General features: G+C 65.0%; 23 protein-coding genes. 7 read left to right on the plus strand and 16 right to left on the minus strand.

Annotation, left to right across the window (positions count from 1 at the left end; translation table 11 throughout):
* The first annotated feature begins 166 nt into the window (after nt 1-166).
* Both ACTXG5_RS23500 and ACTXG5_RS23505 read left to right on the plus strand, forming a co-directional pair.
* The gene (locus tag ACTXG5_RS23500; protein ID WP_445161075.1) at nt 167-991 is read left to right on the plus strand and encodes an alpha/beta fold hydrolase; all 825 of its coding nucleotides are present in this window, start codon (nt 167-169) and stop codon (nt 989-991) included.
* A gap of 48 nt (nt 992-1,039) precedes the next feature.
* Nucleotides 1,040-1,873: a thioesterase family protein gene (locus tag ACTXG5_RS23505; RefSeq protein ID WP_445161076.1), complete on the plus strand. Its 834-nt coding sequence runs from the start codon at nt 1,040-1,042 to the stop codon at nt 1,871-1,873.
* Between the two features lie 87 nt (nt 1,874-1,960).
* Here the strand turns inward: ACTXG5_RS23505 and ACTXG5_RS23510 are convergent, their stop codons facing one another.
* The 4 genes from ACTXG5_RS23510 to dapB are packed head-to-tail and all read right to left on the minus strand — an operon-like array spanning nt 1,961 to nt 4,119.
* Nucleotides 1,961-2,452 (minus strand): SRPBCC family protein, encoded by a 492-nt coding sequence (locus ACTXG5_RS23510; RefSeq protein ID WP_445161077.1) that lies wholly within the window; start codon nt 2,450-2,452, stop codon nt 1,961-1,963.
* Nucleotides 2,453-2,468: 16 nt separating this feature from the next.
* Nucleotides 2,469-2,870, minus strand: coding sequence for a flavodoxin family protein (locus tag ACTXG5_RS23515; protein ID WP_445164560.1), 402 nt, complete (start codon nt 2,868-2,870; stop codon nt 2,469-2,471).
* 50 nt (nt 2,871-2,920) lie between these two features.
* Entirely contained in the window at nt 2,921-3,385 is a 465-nt protein-coding gene (locus ACTXG5_RS23520; RefSeq protein ID WP_445161078.1) for a hypothetical protein, read from the minus strand.
* A complete protein-coding gene (gene dapB / locus ACTXG5_RS23525) occupies nt 3,382-4,119 on the minus strand; it encodes a 4-hydroxy-tetrahydrodipicolinate reductase (RefSeq protein ID WP_445161079.1) in 738 nt (245 codons plus the stop codon). Before dapB ends, ACTXG5_RS23520 begins: the two co-directional genes overlap by 4 nt.
* A 112-nt stretch (nt 4,120-4,231) precedes the next feature.
* On the opposite strand from dapB, the gene ACTXG5_RS23530 reads away from it, so the two are divergent.
* Nucleotides 4,232-5,590, plus strand: a complete 1,359-nt coding sequence (locus ACTXG5_RS23530; protein ID WP_445161080.1) for an HNH endonuclease signature motif containing protein — start codon at nt 4,232-4,234, stop codon at nt 5,588-5,590.
* A gap of 6 nt (nt 5,591-5,596) precedes the next feature.
* Here the strand turns inward: ACTXG5_RS23530 and ACTXG5_RS23535 are convergent, their stop codons facing one another.
* The 3 genes from ACTXG5_RS23535 to ACTXG5_RS23545 form a co-directional block, all read right to left on the minus strand.
* Nucleotides 5,597-5,926: a DUF1330 domain-containing protein gene (locus ACTXG5_RS23535; RefSeq protein ID WP_445161081.1), complete on the minus strand. Its 330-nt coding sequence runs from the start codon at nt 5,924-5,926 to the stop codon at nt 5,597-5,599.
* Entirely contained in the window at nt 5,926-6,336 is a 411-nt protein-coding gene (locus tag ACTXG5_RS23540) for a hypothetical protein (RefSeq protein ID WP_445161082.1), read from the minus strand. The genes ACTXG5_RS23535 and ACTXG5_RS23540 overlap by 1 nt, the downstream gene beginning before the upstream one ends.
* Nucleotides 6,337-6,527: 191 nt before the next feature.
* On the minus strand, nt 6,528-7,532 hold the full coding sequence (locus tag ACTXG5_RS23545) for an AraC family transcriptional regulator (protein ID WP_445161083.1): 1,005 nt from the start codon (nt 7,530-7,532) through the stop codon (nt 6,528-6,530).
* Nucleotides 7,533-7,667: 135 nt separating this feature from the next.
* Between ACTXG5_RS23545 and ACTXG5_RS23550 the strand changes: the two genes are divergently transcribed.
* Both ACTXG5_RS23550 and ACTXG5_RS23555 read left to right on the plus strand, forming a co-directional pair.
* Complete coding sequence (locus ACTXG5_RS23550; protein ID WP_445164561.1) at nt 7,668-8,276, plus strand: TetR/AcrR family transcriptional regulator; 609 nt, start codon at nt 7,668-7,670, stop codon at nt 8,274-8,276.
* 217 nt (nt 8,277-8,493) lie between these two features.
* Nucleotides 8,494-8,832, plus strand: a complete 339-nt coding sequence (locus ACTXG5_RS23555; RefSeq protein WP_445161084.1) for a hypothetical protein — start codon at nt 8,494-8,496, stop codon at nt 8,830-8,832.
* Nucleotides 8,833-8,844: 12 nt separating this feature from the next.
* Here the strand turns inward: ACTXG5_RS23555 and ACTXG5_RS23560 are convergent, their stop codons facing one another.
* Complete coding sequence (locus ACTXG5_RS23560; protein ID WP_445161085.1) at nt 8,845-9,933, minus strand: NAD(P)H-dependent amine dehydrogenase family protein; 1,089 nt, start codon at nt 9,931-9,933, stop codon at nt 8,845-8,847.
* 5 nt (nt 9,934-9,938) lie between these two features.
* Nucleotides 9,939-10,964, minus strand: coding sequence for a Rieske 2Fe-2S domain-containing protein (locus ACTXG5_RS23565; RefSeq protein WP_445161086.1), 1,026 nt, complete (start codon nt 10,962-10,964; stop codon nt 9,939-9,941).
* Nucleotides 10,965-11,168: 204 nt separating this feature from the next.
* On the opposite strand from ACTXG5_RS23565, the gene ACTXG5_RS23570 reads away from it, so the two are divergent.
* Nucleotides 11,169-11,747 (plus strand): TetR/AcrR family transcriptional regulator, encoded by a 579-nt coding sequence (locus tag ACTXG5_RS23570; RefSeq protein ID WP_445164562.1) that lies wholly within the window; start codon nt 11,169-11,171, stop codon nt 11,745-11,747.
* Between the two features lie 52 nt (nt 11,748-11,799).
* Here ACTXG5_RS23570 and ACTXG5_RS23575 read toward each other — a convergent pair whose 3' ends face one another.
* The 5 genes from ACTXG5_RS23575 to ACTXG5_RS23595 all read right to left on the minus strand — a co-directional run bounded on the left by ACTXG5_RS23575 (nt 11,800) and on the right by ACTXG5_RS23595 (nt 17,731).
* On the minus strand, nt 11,800-12,876 hold the full coding sequence (locus ACTXG5_RS23575) for a PDR/VanB family oxidoreductase (protein WP_445161087.1): 1,077 nt from the start codon (nt 12,874-12,876) through the stop codon (nt 11,800-11,802).
* A gap of 20 nt (nt 12,877-12,896) precedes the next feature.
* On the minus strand, nt 12,897-14,669 hold the full coding sequence (locus ACTXG5_RS23580; RefSeq protein ID WP_445161088.1) for an SDR family oxidoreductase: 1,773 nt from the start codon (nt 14,667-14,669) through the stop codon (nt 12,897-12,899).
* Between the two features lie 3 nt (nt 14,670-14,672).
* The gene (locus ACTXG5_RS23585; protein ID WP_445161089.1) at nt 14,673-15,593 is read right to left on the minus strand and encodes a metal-dependent hydrolase; all 921 of its coding nucleotides are present in this window, start codon (nt 15,591-15,593) and stop codon (nt 14,673-14,675) included.
* A 99-nt stretch (nt 15,594-15,692) separates the two neighbouring features.
* Nucleotides 15,693-17,156: a flavin-containing monooxygenase gene (locus ACTXG5_RS23590; protein WP_445161090.1), complete on the minus strand. Its 1,464-nt coding sequence runs from the start codon at nt 17,154-17,156 to the stop codon at nt 15,693-15,695.
* A 59-nt stretch (nt 17,157-17,215) separates the two neighbouring features.
* Nucleotides 17,216-17,731 carry an Lrp/AsnC family transcriptional regulator gene (locus tag ACTXG5_RS23595; protein ID WP_445161091.1) on the minus strand — a complete coding sequence of 172 codons (516 nt, stop codon included), beginning with the start codon at nt 17,729-17,731 and terminating at the stop codon, nt 17,216-17,218.
* A gap of 67 nt (nt 17,732-17,798) precedes the next feature.
* Here ACTXG5_RS23595 and ald point away from each other — a divergent pair, with 67 nt between their 5' ends.
* Nucleotides 17,799-18,914 carry an alanine dehydrogenase gene (ald, locus tag ACTXG5_RS23600; RefSeq protein WP_445161092.1) on the plus strand — a complete coding sequence of 372 codons (1,116 nt, stop codon included), beginning with the start codon at nt 17,799-17,801 and terminating at the stop codon, nt 18,912-18,914.
* Between the two features lie 3 nt (nt 18,915-18,917).
* Here the strand turns inward: ald and bla are convergent, their stop codons facing one another.
* A complete protein-coding gene (gene bla, locus ACTXG5_RS23605; protein WP_445161093.1) occupies nt 18,918-19,814 on the minus strand; it encodes a class A beta-lactamase in 897 nt (298 codons plus the stop codon).
* A gap of 6 nt (nt 19,815-19,820) precedes the next feature.
* Complete coding sequence (locus ACTXG5_RS23610; RefSeq protein ID WP_445161094.1) at nt 19,821-20,849, minus strand: nitronate monooxygenase; 1,029 nt, start codon at nt 20,847-20,849, stop codon at nt 19,821-19,823.
* Nucleotide 20,850 lies beyond the last annotated feature (1 nt).

Consider the following 20,850-nt stretch of genomic DNA (forward strand, 5'->3'; position numbering starts at 1 on the left):
GAAGCATCAAGCCCATTGAACCACTCCGGGTTTCATGACTACTTCGGGCTGCGGTCGTCCCGGCTGAGCGACGACGGCAGATTCTGTGGGATATATGGCAGATGAGACACCTGGGGAGGGATCGAAGTCGGCGTTGTACTGACTACATCTAACCGAGGAGTCAGCCATGATGCCCGTATCGCCAACAACAGCTGGCCCGAATAGCAGCACGACGACGGCCACTGCCGTTTCCGCCGACGGAACCGTGATCGGCTACGAATCAATCGGTACCGGGCCGCCCGTGCTACTGGTGCACGGAAGCACCGGCACGCGTATCCGGTGGTCTCCGGTGCGGGCCGCGTTGGAGCAGCACTACACCGTCCACTCGATGGACCGGCGCGGCCGGGGCCTGAGCGCCGTGGAGGCCGGACCCTACAGCTTGCGTCGCGAAGCCGAGGATGTCGCTGCGGTTGCCCAAGCCGTGGGCGGCGACGTCTATGTGGTCGGGCACTCCTACGGGGCATTGGCGGTCCTGGAAGCCGCGCTTCTCACTACGGCATTTCGCCGGGTCGTGCTGTACGAGCCGCCGCTGCCAGCGCCGGGCGTCGACATCATTTCGCCCGAGGGCTGGGCCCGGCTCAAGACGATGTCCGACCCGCGAGAAATTTTGAGCACCTTCTACCGGGAAACCTTGCACCTTCCTGAACCAGCGATCGAAAACCTCGCAGCCCGCGAGTTCTCCTCGGTTGCCGAATCGATCGCACATACCGCCGTCCGCGAGCTCGTGGCGATCGACGCCTTCCAGGCAACGGAACGGTTCGCCAACATCACCGTGCCGGTCCGGATGCTGCTCGGCACCCAGAGTCCAGCCTATTTTCGCGCCGCCACGGCCACTGTCGCCGCTCAAATCCCCGGCACCACCATCGTTGCGCTGCGGGGCCAGGGCCACCAGGCGATCGACTACGACCCGCAACAATTCGTGCGGGCGGTGGTTGACTTCGATACGCACTAGATGCTGGAGGCTGGGCCGCCTCGATCTTGCGTGCCCTATCGTGATGCGGTGACGATCGAGGATTCCGCCATCACGCCCGAGGCGTTCTTCACCGCCGACGGCGACTCCTACATACCGGGCCCGCTGACGCGAGGACCGTGGGGCGCGTCCATGGGCGGCCAGATCGTCGGTGGCATGTTGGGTTGGGGCATAGAACAATTGGGCACCGATCCGGGATTTCAGCCCGCCCGCCTGACCGTCGACCTGTTGCGGCCGGTGCTGCTGCAGCCGGTGCAGATTCAGACCTCGATACAGCGGGAAGGCCGCCGCATCAGACTGATCGACGCCACCCTGATTCAGCGCGGCACGATCGTCGCGCGGGCCAGTGCACTGTTCCTGCGACGCGGCGATCATCCCGACGGCACGGTGTGGACCTTTCCCGTGCAGATGCCGCCGCTGCCGACGTCCTCCGACGGCTTCCCGGCCGACATGCCGTTTCTCATCTGGGGCTACGGGGCGACATTCGAAGGCAGTCCCGGCATCGCCGCGGGCGAGTGGGAGCAGTCCCACGCCCAGAAGTTCGCCTGGGCCCGGGTGTTTCGTCCGATGGTGCACGGCCACCCGCTGACGCCGTTGACTCGCCTGGCCTTCGTCGGTGACATCACTAGTTCACTCACGCATTGGGGCACAAGCGGATTGCGCTACATCAATGCCGACTACACGGTCACCGCGAGCCGATTGCCCGACGGCGAATTCATCGGGTTGGCCGCCCAAAGCCATTACGGCACCGACGGTGTGGCCACCGGGGCGGCGACCCTGTTCGACCGTCACGGGCCGATCGGCACCAGCTCCGCACTGGCCGTCGTCCAGCCCGCCGACGCGTTCAAGCCGACCTACGCCTAGCTCTCCATCAGCTGGGCGAGGACGACGCCGAACGGTCGCCCCGCAGTGTGTCCAGCAGTTGGCAGTAGGCGCAGTCGAACGCATACTTCAGCGCGCCCGGCATTGCACTTCCTCCGCCAGCGCCTCCGCTATTCGCGCATACCTTGCATCGACCGTGGTTTGGAGTCGCTCTTCGAGGCGGCGGATACGCGATTTGCATGTCACCGTCCATACGATGAGGCTCCCGTTGGGACGCTCTTCGATCCTGATGTCGCCCCGGAAGTCTTTGATCGGCCAGAGCCACGGAAGCGACGCCGTGTAGGCGTGATGATGGGGCCGGGCGCCGCCGACGACCCGATCACGGGAGATAGTGATCCCACTCCTTACCCGCCTGACGCCGCCCAGGCCAGTATCGGACTCGCCCCGTCGCTCCCATGACGCGGCAGATACCGTCGGCATCCACATTGACCAACGCTCGACATCCATGAGCACGTCATATATGGCTGCAGGTTTCGCACTCGACAGCTGTTCCACCCGGCACGACACGCCACCGACCATGGTGTTCGAAGTTACTACAGGGCCGCCCGGCAGCGTGCGCATACGCACATACGTTGGGTCATTCCATCAGTGTCGCGGCGACCGTAGCGCCGAGGTTCCAGCATGCCTCCACGTCGGCCTTGGTCGGCTTGCCCATCACCACCACGGTCTCAGCGGCCCGCACCCAGCCGAGCCCGGCGGTGATGCCGTCGATGGCGCGCTCGGCGCCCTCGGTGCCCTCGTTACCGTGCAGCCACAGCCCGAACGGTCGCCCCGCAGTGGTGTCGAGCAGCTGGTAGTAGGCGCAGTCGAACGCATGCTTGAGAGCGCCGGAGATGTAGCCCAGGTTGGCCGGTGTGCCCAGCAGGTACCCGTCGGCCTCCAGCATCTCGACCGGCGACACGGTGAGCGCCGGTCGGCGCACCACCTCGACCCCCTGGATCTCCGGATCGGTCGCGCCGGCCAGCACAGCCTCGAACATCTCCTGACAATGCGGCGACGGTGTGTGGTGCACGATCAGCAGTGTCTTGCTCACGGGCGACCCTGTAGTTCGACGGCGGTCTTCATGGCTTCCCGGGCGCGGCGGCGATCCCCCGCATAGTCGTAGGCCCGGGCCAGCCGATACCAACGCCGCCAGTCGTCGGGATCGGTTTCCACCTCGGTGCGCACGGTGGCGAACAGCGCGTCTGCCGCGTCACGGTGGATGCGGCCAGATGGCCGCCGGGGCAGCGCACCCGCGTCGAGTTCCATCCCGTCCGCGGCGATCAGACGGGCCAGCTTCTGGTGAGCGAATCCGGCCCGCAGCGTGGTGATCATCGCCCACAGCCCGATGACCGGCATGATCAACACCGCCAGCCCGAGGCCAACGGCGGCGGGCCGCCCCGAGATGATCATCGCGACAGCCAAACGCCCCAACAGCACGAAATACGTCACCAGCGCCACGCACATCAATGCGATCAGCAATTGGATGCGCACCGCGCGCGCGGTGTCACTCATTGCAGGTTGAGCAGGGGCTCGAGCCCCACCGTCAGCCCGGGGTGTTCCCGAACGCGACGCACCGCCAGCAGCACACCCGGCACAAAAGACGTGCGGTCCAGGCTGTCGTGGCGGATGGTCAACGTCTCCCCCTCGGTGCCGAAGAGCACCTCCTGGTGGGCGACCAGCCCGGCCAGCCGCACCGAGTGAACCGGGATTCCGTCCACATCGGCGCCGCGGGCACCGGGCAGGCCGGTGCTGGTGGCATCGGGGTTGGGCGGCAGGCCTTTTCGAGATTCGGCGATCAACTTGGCGGTGCGAGTCGCGGTGCCCGACGGCGCGTCGGCCTTGTGCGGGTGATGCAGCTCGATGACCTCCGCGGAGTCGAAGAAGGGTGCGGCCTGCTTCGCGAAATGCATTGACAGCACCGCCCCTATCGCGAAGTTGGGCGCGATCAGCACCGACGTGTTGGGACTGTCGGCCAACCAGGCCTCGACCTGCTGCAGCCGCTCGTCGGTGAAGCCGGTGGTACCGACCACGGCGTGAATTCCCTTGCCGATGACGAACTCTAGATTGCCCATCACCACATCGGGGTGGGTGAAGTCGATGACGACCTCGGTGTTGTGATCGGTCAGCAGACTCATCGAATCGCCGGCGTCCACCTCGGCGGACAAGGTCAGATCCTCGGCGGCCAACACACCGGCCACCATCGCCGACCCAACCTTGCCTTTGGCTCCCAGCACTCCTACGCGCATGGCATTCACCCTAGACCGGGCGGTGGGGCCGGTTTTGTCCACAGTTCGGCCTTTGTCCACAGGTGGCGCTTGCGCAGTAGCCCGGACCCATGAACACTCATAAAATTCGAACATGCATTCGATCACAATTCCGGCGGAGGTGTCCGCCGCCCTGGCCGCGCAGGACGCCGCCGACGCCGCGATCCGCGGCCTGAACATCGATGCATTGAGTCCCGCCGTCCGGCTGCGAGTCCTCGAACAGATGGAGGCCTCACGCCGCCGGCAGATGGCGGCTAGCCATGACGTCATCGCGAGCCTGGCCAGGGAGGAGCCGGCCGACGTCGGCGGGCCCGTCCACAAGGTCATTGCCGACTGCCTACGGATTAGTTACGCCGAAGCCCGCCGACGGCTGAGGGACGCCGAACAGCTTTCTGCGCGCTTGACTCTCACCGGTCAACAGTTGCCACCGGAACTGCCGGCTACCGCGCAGGCCTGGCGAGACGGCGAACTCGACGCGCAGCACCTGCGGGTGATTCAAGCTTTCTTCCACGATCTCCCGGACGCAACGCCTGCCGATACCGTCGAGGACGCCGAGCGATTTCTTGCCGAGCAGGCCACCAAGCTGCGTCCCGATCAACTGGAACGGGCCGCGCACCGGATTGCGTTGCATATCAACCCCGATGGCAAATTCTCGGACTCCGACCGCGCGCGCCAGCGCGGCTTCACGTGGTGCGGTCAGCGCAGGGACGGGATGAGCATCGGAAAGCTCATCGCGTCCCCGGAATTGCGCGCCAACATCGACGCCTGGCTCGCGCGATTCGCCGCGCCGGGCATGTGCAACCCCGACGATGAATCCCCCTGTATCACCGACGAACTCGCCGAGGAGTCCGTTGGCCGGGATGCGCGTACGCCGGCCCAGCGTCAGCACGACGCACTCAATGCTTTGGTCCGAGGCCAGTTGGGCGATCCGAAGCTCGGTCAGCACAACGGATTGCCGGTGACCGTCATTGTGTCGACCACGCTGCAGGAGCTGACGACGGGCACGGGCCGGGCGGTGACGGGAGGCGGAACGCTGCTGCCCATGCATGACGTGATCCGGATGGCCAGCCACGCCTATCACTACTTGGCAGTGTTCGACGAGCATCAAAGTCGGCCACTGTATCTGGGTCGGTCACGCCGCGTTGCCTCACCGGATCAACGCGTGGTCCTGTATGCCAAGGATCGCGGCTGCACGCACCCGGGCTGCGATGCGCCCGGCTATTGGTGTGAAGTTCACCATGTCGACGACTGGGCCGCCGGCGGTTCGACCAATGTCGACGCACTGACGTTCGCGTGCAGGCCTCACCATAAACTCGCCGGAATAGGTTGGCGGACAAGGAAAGCAGCCAATGGCCGCACCGAGTGGATACCGCCGCCGCAGTTCGGCCTCGACGCGAGCACGAACGACTACCACCACCCGGAACGGCTTCTGGGTGATGACGAAGCGGGCTGACACCCGTTAGCGCATTTTTTCCAACAGGTCTGTGGCCTTGTACCCGGGCGGTACGCCATCAACCAAAATGACCGTGGTATCCCCATTTTGGGTACGCAGCGGCAAAATCTCTTGGTAGCCCGGGGAGTTGTACCACGCCCGAGCGTGCTCGAGGTCCGGAAATTCGAGGATGACCACGGCCCCTTCCCAGTTGCCCTCCAATACCTCGGCTTCGGCACCGTGGGCCAGGAAGCGGCCCCCGAATGGGGCCAGGGTCGAATCAATGCGTTGCAGATAGCGCGCAATGTCGGGCCCGATTGTCACGGAACGCACCTGTGCAATACCGAACGCTGGCACTAGACCACTCCGTTCAGCGTGGACTCGTCTGAACAACCAAATGCGGCCTGGCGGATCAATCGACGAAGACGCGGCTCATCGTCGTGGCAGGCGTAGGCATCCAGCCACGTCCACAACCGTGCCGCGAGCCGAGCCTCCACCCTGGTGTCCGCGCGGGTGATCGCGTCAAGAAGTAGGCAGATCGCGGCGAACGTTTCACCAATGCCGATCGCGATGAACACGTCGTTGCGCTCGGTGGTATCGAGAGCGAGCCTCGCTGCGTCGACAAGCGACCACGCTACTTCCGCTTCGCCGGAACCGCTTCCGGGTCTCGATGACCCCTTGCCGCCGTAACCCCGGCCACGACCATAACTTCGGCGTCCATGCGCGTCGCCGACACCCAAGACTGCCTCTAGAACGGGGTTGGTCATATCCACTCCATACATTCGTTGGGGGTGTGCTACCAACGAATGTATGGAGACTTCGGGCAGGGTTCCTTATCTTGGACGATCTGCGCACCAAGTCGTACGGTTTGCGAAGACCGATAGATCGACTTGACTGCTCATCGCACTAAAAGTGGTGTACTGCAGCATGTTCAGGCCGTCGATGTAGCGATGGTACTCTACGCCCATCGCAGGGCGCGCGCATATCGAGATCGCCGCAAGGTCTGTGCGGGGTTTTCGCCGTATCGAGCGGCATGTGCGGCAGCGAAACGGCCTGGATTGGTGAAACCCCAACGCAAGGCGATCGATTCAACAGTTTCCGATGATGGGTCGGATTCCAGTAGGTCCTGATGCGCCCGGCGTAACCGCACCTGCCGCAGGTAACTCATCGGCGACACACCCATATGACGCTGAAAACCCTGTTGCAAGGTGCGTGCGCTCACATGACTGCGGGCCGCCAACGAGGACACCCGCAATGGCAGGTGCGGCTCGGCTTCGATGATTTCGACCGCGGTCCGTATCGTTTGAGGCGCCGCGTGTTTGGCCTCATCCTCCAAGAATCCGCGGTATGGGTGATCGGCCGCGAGCAGCAACGCGTGGACGAAGCTTTCGATGAATGGGCCCGCGACGAGTGGTTGACAAAGTGCGTTGTCAGCCTTAAATAGTTCGTGATTGAGCATCAACACCATCTGCACCCAGCTGCGTGCCGCGCCCTGGGTGGTCGGCAGGGAGGGCCTAAACGCAATCTGCGATGTGATCTGCCGACCGACCGCATCACTCAGCGCGTCCTCGACGACATCGCGGTCAATCCGCAGTCCAATCGTTCGACCACCACCCGCCCATCGCGGCACCAAGAGCTCGCCCTCCGGCAGGCACAAGGCAGCACGACCGGGTCCCGCCGCGATTGGTGAATTCCTGTGCAACAGCTCGATTTGGCCCGCCACCGGAACGCTGACCATGTAATAGGGGCGTTCGTCGAGGCACCGGATCCAGGTATCGGTGCCGAATGCCAGGTCAAGGACGGTGACGGGACCCAGCCGCCCGACACGTTGGGTCAGCGAGAACCGCTGGTCGCTGTTGACCAGTCCCACGGATTCTTGAAACGGAAAGACGGTGCGCAGATGTTCAAGCGTATGAACGGTCGTCCAGTCGTGGGGTGGCTTGGCGGGGTTATGCGCAATCACTTCCGTCCCTTCGATTATGTCGTCAGCGCGTGAACGGTCGCCTGCGCCTAGCCGCTAAAGCCGTTGGCGAGCTCTGTGCGTTCAAGCCCTCGCGTAGGGTGGGAAAACATGACTCCGGAGTCTGAGTCGAAAAAATTGGACTTGCAAGTCCATAAATTGACTAGGAAAGGTACGGCCACCCGGCGCCGGATTATTGAGGGCGCCGCCGAGGAGATACGTGTCAACGGTGTCCTGGTGACCACCTTGGACCACATTCTGGCCCGTACCCGAACGTCGAAGAGCCAGCTGTTCCACTACTTTCCCGGCGGCCGGGACGACCTGCTGTTGGCGGTGGCTCATCATGAGGCCGATTTGGTCATGGCCGAGCAGCAGCCATACCTCGACGAGCTGACGTCATGGGCCGCATGGCAGCGGTGGCGTGACGTCGTTGTCGAGGGTTGCCGGCGTCAGGCGCGGTCGTGCCCGTTCGTGATACTCATATCCGACCTGTGTCGTTCCTCGCCGGACACCCGGGCAGTCACGGCGGAACTGATCCGGCAATGGCGTGACCAGATCGCCGTGGGCATCCGGTGCTTGCAAGGCCAGGGCAAGATCGATCGTCGCGTCGACGCCGACCGCAGCGCGTCGGCTCTGCTCGCCGGCATTCAGGGGGGAGCGGGAATCCTGGTGTCCACCGGCGACGCGAGCTTTCTGGAAGCCGCCATCGACGGCGCCATTAACGCGCTGCGAACGGCGGGCAAATAGCCGCCGACGGCACGATATCGGCCGAAGACCTTCGCAATCAGGACATTGCCGTGCCGAGTCTGTCCTAGCGGGTGAATAGCGGCCTCGGGTGGTTGTAGCTTCAGCTGTTGATGATTGGTCATGCGCCGCGATCAACGACGATCGGGCCCGACGAATCTGCTGGGGACCCAAAAGGTCGGGTAGATAGGAACGGTGGGCCGATACGTTGGATCCACCGATGAGAGACGGCCCGGCACCCCAATCCGCGGATTTGCGGATTTGGGCGTCGCTGCTCGAGGTTGCGACAACAGCGTCGATGGGCAAACATGCCGTCACGGCAGCGCTCATCGAGCGTTGGCACGATCAGATCGCCACCGCGATACGCAGCTTGCAACACGAAGGCAAGGTCGACGCGGAGCTCGATGTCGACCGCCGCGCCGCCGCGCTGCTCGCCGGCATCCAGGGCGGAGCCGGAATACTTTTAGCCACAGGCGATCCGAGTTATCTAGAAGCCGCCATTGACGACGGCATCAAAGCGCTTCGGACCACCCGCGAATGGGGCTGTTGGTGCTGCTGAAGCGTGCTGATGCTACTTCTTGAATCGTCCGGCAAATCCGCGCAGCGGCAGGTCGGCGCTGGTGATGAGTCCCGGAGGCGCCGCCACCACTGACCTGACCGAGGCGAGGGCGGGCATCCCCGTCACGGTCATACCGATGGAGGCGAAGTTGTCCGGATTGGACAGGTCCACGCCGGGCTTGGGAAAGATCATGTGTTTGTTGTAGACGCACGGGTCGCCCTTGATCTGGGTGATGTAGCAGCCCTTGATATCCCAGTGCGGATCGGTGTGCGGGGTCATCTGCCATTCCAGGTGCGTCTCGACCAGGGGCACCCCATCCACGATGCCCTGGTACTTGATGTAGTTGCCACCGAGCGAACCCTTGGGCAGGATGTACCAGCCCAGATCGACGTCCTTCGTGCAAGCGCCCAACTCGTAGCTGAACTTGACCTCGTCGAGTTTTACGTCGAAGCAGTCGGCCATCATCAGCACGCTGTCGGCGAAAACGCGGGTGTACTTCTCCAGTTTCGCCGGGATCTCAGGATCATCCACCGGCAGGCCGTAGCCCACCTCGATCCAGGTGTCCTTGGAGTGGTGACACGACACGTCGACGGACTCGATGGTGGTGACGTTTTCGATGTCGGCGACGTCGGCCGAGCACACCACGCCGAGGATCTGGTTCACGCCCGGGTTCATCCCGGTGCCGTAGAAGGTCGCACCACCCAAGGCGGCAGCTTCGGCCAAGACCTGACTCACCAGCTTGCCGGACGGGTGCGGGTGGTTGGTGTCGCGGTGCCACCCGGTGATCCAGTCGGCGGTGGTGACGATATTGATGCCCGCCTCAAGCACTTTGACGTAGAGGTCCTCGTCAGGGAACACACCGTGGAACGTCACCACGTCCGGCTTGGCGGCGATGATCTCCTCAATGGTGCCGGTGAACTTGACCCCGTTGGACGCCAGGCCGGCGAACTCGCCCGTGTCCTTGCCGACCTTCTCCGGCGAATAGCAGTGCACGCCAATGAGTTCGAGATCGGGCTGGGTGGCGATCCGCTTGATCATCTCCGAACCGACGTTTCCGCTTCCGACTTGGAAGACGCGAATCGGTCCAGCGGGTGCATTCATTCGATTCAGCCTTTCTGAGATGCTGCGTACACTTCGGCGGCGCTGCCACCGATGCCATCGGGATAGAACTGCTTGGCCCACTTGCGAATTGCCGTGAATCCCTCGTACTCGCTGGTGGCCAGCGCGGGCGGATCCGAGTAGCGCTGGTGCTGCCAGATTTCGACGTCCTGCTCGAACTGCCGGATGACTTCCCGGCCGAACTCCTGCGCCTTGGCTTCAGCGCGGACCGGTTCCTTGCCCGGCGTGCGGCCGATGTAGACGATGAACCGGACGTCCGAGGTGCACTCGTCGACCGGGGTGATCGCCGAGATGGTGCGGTTGTCGATCATGCCCCAGCTCTTGGTCACCGCGATCCCCAGCCCGCCGTTGATGGCCTGCACGCCGCTGTTGACGTCCTCGATCCGCTGCCCGTCGTCGCCTTCGAAGGTGATGGTGAAGTCGACGAAGGACACCGGCTCGTCGAAGTCATGACGAGTGAAGACCGGCACGATAGGCGTGTGGTGCACGTACTTGAAGTGCGCGAAGTCCACCCCGTTTTCCAGCACGTACTGCGGATGCAGCTCCAGGCCGGCCCGGTACAGCTGCTGCTGCGGGTAGTAGTCGTCCGCGCTGCTGCCGTCGCCGAAAGCGGCGAACACGTCCGGGGCATCGAAGAACGGCTCGCGACGCCCCACGTCGTGCCAGATGTAGACCGACTCGTTGCGTTCCACCACGGGATAGCTGCGCACCCGACGGCCACGGTTGGGGCGGTCCTGGTACGGGATACAGACGTTGCGGCCCTCATTACTCCACTGCCAGCCGTGGAATGGGCACTGCAGCACCTCGCCGACGACCTTGCCCCCGTAACCCAGGTGCGCGCCCAGGTGCTCGCAGTAGGCGTTCATGACGGTGAGCTGGCCGGACTCGGCCCGCCAGGCGACCATTTCCTGGTCGAAGTACTTCATCTTGTGGACGTCCCCGATGCCGATCTCCTCGGACCAAGCGACCTGGAACCATCCGGTCGGCTTCATCGACAACGGCGGCTTTGCCATCAGAGTTGTCCTCCTTGCGTACGAATGATAGCGGCGTCGCCCAACAATCACAGTACCCTCTATGAAAAGAGTAGTCCGCCCGGCTGCCGCGGGCAAGCAATCGACTAGGATCGGCCGATGGCGCAGCGGGCTACCCGGCACGTCTCCGAGGCCGGGATCGTGGGCCGGCGCCCTAACCGGCGCGGCAGCGCTACTCGCGAAAACATGCTCGAGGCCGCGTTGCGGTCGCTGGCCTCGGGCGCGCCGGGCTCGGTATCGGCCAATCGCATCGCCAAAGAGATCGGCGCCACCTGGGGAGCCGTGCAGTATCAGTTCGGCGACACCGACGGTTTCTGGGCGGCCGTCCTGCACCACACCGCCGAGCGACGCGAGGCGACGTTTTCGACGCTGTCGACACCGGATCAGCCGGATGCACCCCTGCGCGAGCGCGTCAGCGCCATCATCGAAACCCTCTATCGGGGCCTGGCATCGGCGGATTCACGCGCGATCGAAAATCTGCGTGCAGCCCTGCCGCGCGACCCCGACGAACTCGAACGCCTCTACCCGCGCACCGCCGCCGAGTTGTTCTCCTGGGGCAAGAGCTGGCTGGAAACCTGTCAGAACGCGTTCGCGGGCCTCGCCATCGACCCGGACCGAGTGCACGAGGTGGCCGCACTCATCCCGGGCGCGATGCGCGGCCTGGTGTCCGAGCGCCAGCTGGGCTCGTACGCCGACCTCGACATGGCCCGGCGCGGCCTGACCAACGCCTTGGTTGCTTATCTGGAGCACTCCCGGGGACCTTAAGTCAAGCTCCGCAGAGCCGGACCGGCCAGGGCCGCAGGCTGATCGGACACCCTCAGGCGTCGATGACGACCCGGTTGGCTTTGGCCCGCGAGACGCAGACCAGCATCTCGTCGTCACCCACCGCTGTGCGCCCGCGGTGATCAACCTGTCCGGCAAGCACTTTGACCTTGCACGTCCCGCAGAAACCCTGCTGACAGGAATACGGCGTTGTCGGGTCATGGTCACGCATCACGTCCAGCGCGGACCGATTGGCCGGAACACTGAGCAGTCGCCGTGACCGTTCCAGCTCGAGCTGGAACGGCACGCCGTCGATGACCGGCGGCGGGCTGAATCGCTCGTAATGCAATGGCGCGTCGGCGTATTCGTTACGGGCCAGGCGTACCGCCTCGAGCATGCCACTCGGGCCGCACACGTAGACGGCCGTCGTCGGCCCGGCGCCGGCCAATATGTCGTCGACGGCCGCACACCGGCCGTGCTCGTCGTCGGCCCATACGGTCACCCGGTCCGGCGCCACCGACACCACTTCGTCCAGCATCGGCATGTACTCCCGGCCGCGCCCGGCATAGATTGCACGCCAACCGATTCCGCGCTGCTGGGCCACCTGGATCATCGGCAGAATCGGAGTGACGCCGATGCCGCCGACCACGAACAACACGTCACGCTCGGCCGTGCCGAGATAGAAGGCGTTGCGCGGACCTTCGAACAGCAGCGTATCCCCCACGTCGAACACATCGTGCATTTCGATCGAACCGCCACCCCCGTCGGCGATCCGGCGGATGGCGATCCGGTAGTCCGTGCGCCGCCCGGGCGGACCGCACAGCGAGTACTGGCGTCGCCGGCCCGAGGGCAGCGCGACGTCGATATGCCCACCGGGTGTCCAGGACGGGAGCAACCCGCCGTTCGGGTCGGCCAAAGTCAAGGCGACGACATCGGGCGCGACGAGCTCGCGTTTGGTGACGACGGCGGATTGGGTGCGCCGCACCGGCTTCACCCGCGAAGGCGCCCACCGCGAGACCGAGGTGAATCCGTCGAACAACACCCGGATACCCCACAACACTGTGCCGAGACGGTCGCGCTCGCGCCGGCCGTAGAGGTCGGCGGGTCTACTCGTCCAGATGCTTTCCGGCATAGGCAACTCCCCCACAATGCTTACGTCGGCCGAATGTCCAACCGTGCGAGCAGCCGAATCATCGACGGGCTGATCCGGCGCATCGCGTAGCCGATCCTGGACTCGGCGGCGATCGGCAACACCGCCGGGCCGGTCTTGATGGCCTTGACGATCGCCTTGGCAGTGGCTTCCGGGGTGTAGTTGCGGCGCCGGTAGGCCGCGTCGGCCTTATCGCGGGCGCGTTCCTGCTGGTCGGCCGACATCCCGGCGTAGACGGTGCTTTTGGCGATATCGGTGTTGACGAACCCGGGGCACACCGCGGTGACCGCGATGCCCTCGTCGGCGAAGTCGGCCCGCAGCGATTCACTGAACGCCAGCACCGCCGCTTTCGTGGTGCTGTAGGCGACCATGGATTTCGACGGCAGGTAAGCCGACGCCGACGCCATGTTGATGATCGTCCCGCCCTCGCCACGCTCGACCATCTGCGCGCCGAATGCCCGGCTGCCGGAGATGACGCCGCGGACATTGACACCGATGATGTCTTCCCAGTTCGCCGGGCTCGTCTCCAGGAACCGGCCCGCCATCCCGATGCCGGCGTTGTTCACCAGGATGTCGACTACGCCATGGTCGTTACGTACTTGTGCGGCAAGGTTATTCATCGACTCTTCGTCGCTGACGTCGGCTTGGTACACCGCCGCCTCGGCGCAGGCGGCACGCACCGCATCCGCGGTTTCGTTGGCCGCGGCAAGGTCTCGATCGACGATGACCACCTTGCCGGCACCGTGACGGGCCAGTTCCACCGCGGTGGCCCTGCCGATGCCGGTGCCCGCGCCGGTGATCAATGCGAGTTTGCCCGCTATCGCGTGGGGACCGCCGGGCAGCGACGGCTCGCTTGCGGTGACCTGGCCGCCGGCGCTTTGGTCGATCCACTCGCTGGTCAGCCGGGCGATGACGTCGGGACGCGAGGTCACTACCCAGTGCCCGCCTTCGATCGAAACCACCCTGCCCCCAGCGGGAATCGCGCCGGTAAATCGCTGCAGGGCCGGTGTCACGAAGAGGTCCTTGCGCGGCACCAGCACCTGGACGGCGACGTTGGTCTTCGGCAGGTCGCGTCCCGGCGACAGCATCGGCGCAGGCATGTTGGCTCGGTACAGGTTCAACCCGTTGACGTAGTCGGCGATCGACCGTGGCGTCGCACGCCGTTGACTGCGCGTGCTCGATCGGCCGATACGTTCCACAGCTTCAACGACTTTCACCCCGATCCCGGAGCGAAACGCCGCTTCTGGCACGCCCGGGCACAGGAAAAAGCCGATGTAGGTCGAGGCCATCAGCTGCCCGGCGACCTGGGCCAGCGTCCGGGGAGTACGCGCCGACCGTAGAAACACGCCCGCGTACTGCAGATGCGGGCCCGAGATCGAGGTGAACGAGGCGATCTTGCCCATCACCGATTCGTCGGTGACGGCCGCCCAGGCCTGAATCGAGCCCCAGTCGTGCGCCAGCAGGTGGACTTGTTCGACTCCCAGGCTGTCGATGACCGCGCCGAGATCCGCCACCAGATGCGGGAAGGCATATCCGGATCGCTCTGCCGGACGCGATGATTCGCCGGCGCCGCGCACGTCGTAGGCGACGAAGTTGTATCGGCCTCCCAAATGGCCCTGGTAGCTCTGCGCGAACTCCTCGGCCACTGGATCCCACACGTGGTGGTTATCGGGCCAGCCGTGAATGGCCAGGATGGTCGGGCGCGCTGCGTCGACATCGGTATAACGATGGACGGCCAGTTCGACACCGTTGGATGCGGTGAATTTGATGGTCATAGATCAGTGAGATGCCCGCGCGGCAGGTGAGACGGCCAGATAGTCGACTGCCAGCCCGAGCCCGCCCAATTGTGAGGGGTGAAAACCGGGCCGGTAGTAATCGGAGATACCGCGCACGAATCTCATCGGGCCGGGCAACAGACCCCGGCGCGCCGCATCGACATAGTCGCGCCAGCGCGGCTTGGCGCCCGGCGGCAGCTGGGGATCCACCGAATAGAGGTATCGCACGCCGCGAATCCACAACAGCAGCATCGCCGGCGAGACGACCAGCTGCGCGCGGACCCGGCGCCAATACCCGGCGCTCAGATGCTTCATGGTGTCGAAGGCCACCGCCTTGTGTTCGACTTCTTCGGCGCCGTGCCAGCGCAGCATGTCCAGCATCACCGGATCGGTACCGATCCCGTCGTGCGCCGGGGTGTTGAGGATCCATTCGCCCAAGATGGCGGTGTAGTGCTCGATCGCGGAGATGAACGACACCTGCTCCAGCAGCCAGCTGTCCTGTCGTCGCCGGTTCCACCGAGGCCTGGGCCCCAACACCTTCTCGAAGATCCACCGGACCTGGCCGGTGTACGGCGTCACATCGATGCCCTGAGCGTCGAACCGAGCGAGCACGCCCGAGTGCGCCTGAGAGTGCACCGCCTCCTGACCGATGAATCCCTGCACATCCAGCCGCAGCTGGTCGTCTTTGATCAAAGGCAACGCTTTCTTGAACGCCTCGACGAAGAACTCTTCACCCGCGGGCAGCAGCAGGTGCAGGACGTTGAGCATGTGGGTGGTGAACGGCTCGTTGGGCACATAGTGAATCGGCAGTTTTGCCCAGTCGAATTCGACATCACGCGCCTCGAGCACCAGACGCTCGTGGTCCAGTGACGCCCCCGACCTTCCTGAGTGCGGACCCGCGGCCTGGTCGTCGACAGTGCACATCGTGGCCCCCTACCTCGGCGTTTACCCTGCGCGAGGCAAGTATAGTGGCCCGCCGAGATATACGGAACCGCTGGTACCGGGTTTCCCCCCGAGGTGTCCTCAGCGGTCCGCGGCCTGCCCGCGCAGGTCGTACTGGCCGGGGTCGGGATTCGCCAGCATCGCGCGGTGCCTGGCCGGCGTGAAGGGCCAGATCTCGGGAACACCGTCCTTGTTCAGATACCAGCTGTCGCAGCCCGTGGTCCACACGGTGTCGGGCATCGCGGCACGCAGCTCATCGTTGAATTCGTCGGTCGCCGACGCCGTCGGCTCGACCGTCTCGAATTCTCCGTGACGCCAACGCTGAATCCACTGCAGGATGTGGTCGGCCTGCGATTCGGCCACCGTCGTCAGCGCCAGGTTTCCCACTGGACTGTGTGGCCCGAGCATCATGAAGAAGTTGGGGAAACCCGGCAGCGCGACGGTGTGAAAGGCCCGTGGGCCGTCGCGCCACACCTCCTCGGCCGTGATCCCGTCGCGGCCGATTAGTTGCATCGGGCGAAAGAACGCGTGGGTGTCGAACCCGGTGGCCAGCACGATGATGTCCGCTTCGTGCAAGATGCCGTCCTCGGTGACGATGCCCCGCCGCTCCACATGGTCGATGCCGGCGGTGACCAGGTCAACGTCGTCGCGCTGGATCGCCCGGTAGAAGCGATTCGACATCACCAGTCGTTTGCACATCGGCGCGTAATCGGGAGTCAGGGCCCGACGCAGCCCGGGGTCACGCACCTCCCAGAGGGAGGCGCGGCACAGTGCTCCCATGATCTTTCGGCGCAAGCCCGGCTTGGTGAGCCCCACCGCGAACATGTCGTAGCCGAAGCTGTACACCCGGTAGGCCACTCGATCGAGCCACGGCAATGTGTTGCGGGTAATGCTGGTGAACCTGCTGTAGCGGGGGTTGGGCAAAAACAGCACCCATTGCGGGGTGCGCTGGAATAGCATGACTTTGCCCGCCACGCCGGCCAGACCGCAGACGAGCTGCGCACCCGTCGACCCGTTGCCGACAACCGCGATGCGGCGACCTTCCAGATCGACACCGTGATCCCAGCGTGCGGAGTGAAAAGTGTTGCCGCCGAACTCTTCCAAACCGGCGATCGATGGTATTCGCGGATGATGCAGCACACCGGTCGCCGAGATCAGGAAGTCCACCGTCGACTCCGCTCCGGCATTCGTGCGCAATCTCCAGCGGCCGTCCTCGAATCGCGCGTCGACGATTTCGGTGCCGAACCGGATCCGGTCACGGAGCCCGAATTGGTCGGCGATACCACGGAAGTAGGCCTGGATTTCACCGCCCGGCGAGAACATGTGCGACCATTTCGGATTTCGGGCGAAGGTGTATTGGTAGACCCGCGACGGTATGTCGCAGACCAGACCGGGGTAGGTGTTTTCGCGCCAGGTACCACCCACTTCGCCGGCTTTTTCGTAGAGGGTGACATCGGTAATACCGCTGCGCAGCAACGCAATTGCGACACACAATCCGGACATGCCCGCCCCGACGACGGCTACCGCGGGATCGCGTCCCGTCATCGGGAGTCTGCCGCGTCGGTGACCCACACACCCGGGTCGGTCATCCGAAGATCATAAGCCTAAATCGGCGCGGCTCCACGGAGATGTTCGAAGATCAATGAGGTCTGGGTTCCGGCGACGTCGGCGTCGGCGTTGAGGTTCTCGACCACGAAGGAACGCAGGTCCTCGGTGTCGCGGGCGGCGACGTGCAGGATGAAATCGTCTGCACCGGCGAGGAAGTAGACGTCCATCACCTGTCGCCTGCCCCGGATCTGGTGGATGAAGCTGCGGATCTTGCCACGCGCATTGGATTGCAGGTTGACCGAGATCATCGCTTGGAGCGGCATTCCCGCCGCGACCGGGTCGATGTCGGTGTAGAAACCACGGATGACACCGAGGTCCACCAGCCGCCGCACCCGGCCATGACACGTCGACGCCGCGATCCCGACGGCATCGGCGAGCGCGTTGTTGGTGATGCGCGCGTCGGCGTGCAGCAGACTCAGGATTCTGCGGTCGACGTTGTCGAGGTCGGCAGGCCGAACATCCTTCGGCGGCTCCGCCAGTTGGCCCCCGATATCCGTTGACTTATCGGTCATGCAGTCATCTTATAGAATTAACATCAGCCTGTTTGCCACTTAGGTGAACTTTCTTCACAATTGAAGCATGCGAGTCGGCATTCCCACCGAGACCAAAAACAACGAATTCAGGGTGGCCATCACCCCGGCAGGCGTCGCCGAATTGACGCACCGCGGCCACGAGGTGCTCGTCCAGGCCGGCGCCGGAGAAGGGTCGGCAATCGCCGACATGGAGTTCAAGGCGGCGGGCGCGCACCTGCTCAGCTCCGCCGACCAGGTGTGGGCCGATGCTGACCTGCTGCTCAAGGTCAAAGAACCGCTGCCGGCCGAGTATGCCCTGTTGCGACCCCAACAGGTCCTGTTCACCTACCTGCACTTGGCCGCGTCGCGTGCGTGCACCGGCGCGCTATTGACCTCCGGCACAACGTCGATCGCCTACGAGACCGTTCAGACAGCAGACGGCGCGCTTCCATTGTTGGCCCCGATGAGTGAAGTCGCCGGCCGGTTGTCCGCCCAGATCGGGGCTTACCACCTGATGCGGACGCAGGGCGGACGCGGTGTGCTGATGGGCGGCGTGCCGGGCGTCAAGCCCGCCGACGTCGTGGTCATCGGCGCCGGCACCGCCGGCTACAACGCGGCCCGGGTGGCCGGCGGCATGGGGGCCAGCGTCAGGGTGCTGGACCTCAACATCGACAAGCTCCGGCTCCTCGACGCCGAGTTCACCGGCCACATCCAGACCCGCCACTCGTCGGCTTACGAGCTCGAAGGTGCCGTCAGACACGCCGACCTGGTGATCGGGGCCGTCCTGGTGCCCGGTGCCAAGGCGCCGAAATTGATCACTAATTCGCTTGTTGCACAGATGAAACCGGGTGCCGTGCTGGTGGACATCTCCATCGACCAGGGCGGTTGCTTCGAAGATTCGCGACCGACGACCCACGACGATCCGACGTTCGCCGTGCACGACACGCTGTTCTACTGCGTGGCGAACATGCCGAGCGCGGTCCCGAAGACCTCGACCTACGCGCTGACCAACGCGACCATGCCGTACGTGCTCAGGCTCGCCGACCAGGGCTGGCAGGAGGCCTGCCGGTCGAATCCCGCTCTGGCTAAAGGACTCTCGACACATGAGGGCGCCCTGCTGTCCGAACGGGTGGCCGCCGACCTCAGCATGCCGTTCAGCGAACCGGCCAGCGTACTGACCTGACGCTCAGCCCTGCCCGGTCAGCCACGGCAGCACCGACCCCGCCACCTCGGCGATCAGCGGCCGCAACGCACCGGCGTCGGGGTTCGCGGACTGTGAGCGCGTCATCAGCGACAGCAGCACCCGCTGCCCGTTTGGCCCGTAGACCATGCCGATGTCGTTGGTGCTGCCGTAATCCCCGGTGCCGGTCTTGTCGGCGGTGGTCCAGCCCGGCGGCAGCGCCGCCCGCATGCTGGAGGTCACGTTGTCGCGCATCCACTGGTCCAGCTGACGGCGCTGTGGGTCGCCGAGAACCGTCCCGGTGAGCAGATTTCGGACTCCGATGCCCAGGGCCCGCGGGGTGCTGGTATCACGCGGGTCGCCGGGAATCGCGGTGTTCAATTCGATCTCCCAGCGGTCCAACCGGGTGCGCTCGTCGCCGATGGAACGAGCGAAGTCGGTGACGGCCGGCGGTCCGCCGATCTCGGCCAACAGCAGGTTGGCGGCGACGTTGTCGCTGTGCTGTAATGCCGCGGCGCACAATTGTGCGAGCGGCATGGTGTTGCCGGCCTGCGGTGCGGTCACCGGGGAGTTGGGCAGCAGCGCGGCGGGATCGATGAAAACCGCTTGCTGCAAATCTAATTCGCCGTGTTGCGCCTTCTGCAACACCCGCGCCGCGGCGTAGGTCTTGAACGTCGAGCACATCGCGAACGGGTCGTCGTCGCGATGCGCCAGGGTCCGCCCCGACCCGCCATCCGTTGCGAAAAGCCCGATGTACGCGTTGTATTGGCGTTCCAGCTCAGCCAAACGGTCGTGGATTCCCGCGGGATCCGCACCGGGTGCGGCCAGGGCGCGACCCGAGGCCGTCAGCGCCGGTACCGCCAACGCGGCCAACACCATCCGTCGGCGGGTTAGTTCTGGCACGATGCGCTAGTCGTTGGGCGTGAGACTCGCGACGATATCGGCCACCGGACCAGACTGCGCCTTGCGGAACGACGTTCCCGCCCACAGGTTCATCCCTTGCGGATCTTCCCGGTCGGCCGCGGCTTGCCGGATCGGCAGCGTCATCTGGTTGACCTCGGGATAGCCCAGCGGCGCCACGTTGTCGAAGAGACGAATGAATTCGTTCTCCAGACCGCGCGCGTACCGGCCCGAGAACGCGCGCGTGACGATGGTCTTGGCGAAGAGTTGGTTCATCATGGCGACCCGGTGCCCGGGACTGGTGCCGGCCTCGTCGCTGAGCAGCAGCGCGGTCCCCACCTGTGCGGCCACCGCTCCCCTGCGCAGTACGCCGGCGACATCCTCGGCGGTGCCCAGCCCGCCCGCTGCGATGATCGGGAGGTCGCGATGCGCCCGGTGGATCCGGTCGATCAGCTGAAACAGCGACTCGCTACCGGGGTCCATATCGGGCGCGAAGGTGGCGCGGTTCCCGCCGGCATTTGGGCCCTGGACCACCAGGCTGTCCGCACCGGCGGCGACGGCCACCCCGGCCTCGTAAAGCGATGTCACCGTAACCATCACCAGCAGCCCCAGCGCTCCCAACCGCCGGATCACATCCGGTGACGGCACGCCGTAGGTGAAGGACACCAGCTCCGGGCGGACGTCGGCCACCACCTCGAGCTTGCGCGCCCAGTCGTCGTCGTGCCCGTACTCGGGCCGGCCCACCTGGACCTGGTAGTGCTCGGCGACCCCTTCGAGTTCGTCCGCGTAGAAATCCAGTGCTACCCAGTCGGCGACACTGGGTTGCGGCACAAGCAGGTTCACGCCGAGCGGGCCGGTGGTGGCGGCGCGCGCCGCGGCGACGTCCTGCGCAAACTGATCCGCGCTCAAGTACCCGGCGGGGACGAAACCGAGTCCGCCCGCATTGGACACCGCCGCCGCCAATGCCGGGCTGCCGGGTCCGCCCGACATCGGCGCGCCCACGATGGGCACCGCGATATCCCAAAAGCCCAGTACCATC

The sequence above is a fragment of the Mycobacterium sp. Dal123C01 genome, assembly GCF_052566995.1.

Coding starts and splice junctions, on each gene's coding strand:
- ACTXG5_RS23595 (WP_445161091.1), bottom strand. CDS start 17,731: ATGACCGATAAGTCAACGGATATCGGGGGCCAACTGGCGGAGCCGCCG.
- ACTXG5_RS23500 (WP_445161075.1), top strand. CDS start 167: ATGATGCCCGTATCGCCAACAACAGCTGGCCCGAATAGCAGCACGACG.
- ACTXG5_RS23580 (WP_445161088.1), bottom strand. CDS start 14,669: ATGACCATCAAATTCACCGCATCCAACGGTGTCGAACTGGCCGTCCAT.
- ACTXG5_RS23575 (WP_445161087.1), bottom strand. CDS start 12,876: ATGCCGGAAAGCATCTGGACGAGTAGACCCGCCGACCTCTACGGCCGG.
- ACTXG5_RS23530 (WP_445161080.1), top strand. CDS start 4,232: ATGCATTCGATCACAATTCCGGCGGAGGTGTCCGCCGCCCTGGCCGCG.
- dapB (WP_445161079.1), bottom strand. CDS start 4,119: ATGCGCGTAGGAGTGCTGGGAGCCAAAGGCAAGGTTGGGTCGGCGATG.
- ACTXG5_RS23515 (WP_445164560.1), bottom strand. CDS start 2,870: ATGTTCGAGGCTGTGCTGGCCGGCGCGACCGATCCGGAGATCCAGGGG.
- ACTXG5_RS23560 (WP_445161085.1), bottom strand. CDS start 9,933: ATGAATGCACCCGCTGGACCGATTCGCGTCTTCCAAGTCGGAAGCGGA.
- ACTXG5_RS23520 (WP_445161078.1), bottom strand. CDS start 3,385: ATGAGTGACACCGCGCGCGCGGTGCGCATCCAATTGCTGATCGCATTG.
- ACTXG5_RS23565 (WP_445161086.1), bottom strand. CDS start 10,964: ATGGCAAAGCCGCCGTTGTCGATGAAGCCGACCGGATGGTTCCAGGTC.
- ACTXG5_RS23555 (WP_445161084.1), top strand. CDS start 8,494: ATGAGAGACGGCCCGGCACCCCAATCCGCGGATTTGCGGATTTGGGCG.
- ACTXG5_RS23570 (WP_445164562.1), top strand. CDS start 11,169: ATGCTCGAGGCCGCGTTGCGGTCGCTGGCCTCGGGCGCGCCGGGCTCG.
- ACTXG5_RS23590 (WP_445161090.1), bottom strand. CDS start 17,156: ATGACGGGACGCGATCCCGCGGTAGCCGTCGTCGGGGCGGGCATGTCC.
- ACTXG5_RS23540 (WP_445161082.1), bottom strand. CDS start 6,336: ATGACCAACCCCGTTCTAGAGGCAGTCTTGGGTGTCGGCGACGCGCAT.
- ACTXG5_RS23510 (WP_445161077.1), bottom strand. CDS start 2,452: ATGCGCACGCTGCCGGGCGGCCCTGTAGTAACTTCGAACACCATGGTC.
- ACTXG5_RS23585 (WP_445161089.1), bottom strand. CDS start 15,593: ATGTGCACTGTCGACGACCAGGCCGCGGGTCCGCACTCAGGAAGGTCG.
- ald (WP_445161092.1), top strand. CDS start 17,799: ATGCGAGTCGGCATTCCCACCGAGACCAAAAACAACGAATTCAGGGTG.
- ACTXG5_RS23610 (WP_445161094.1), bottom strand. CDS start 20,849: ATGGTACTGGGCTTTTGGGATATCGCGGTGCCCATCGTGGGCGCGCCG.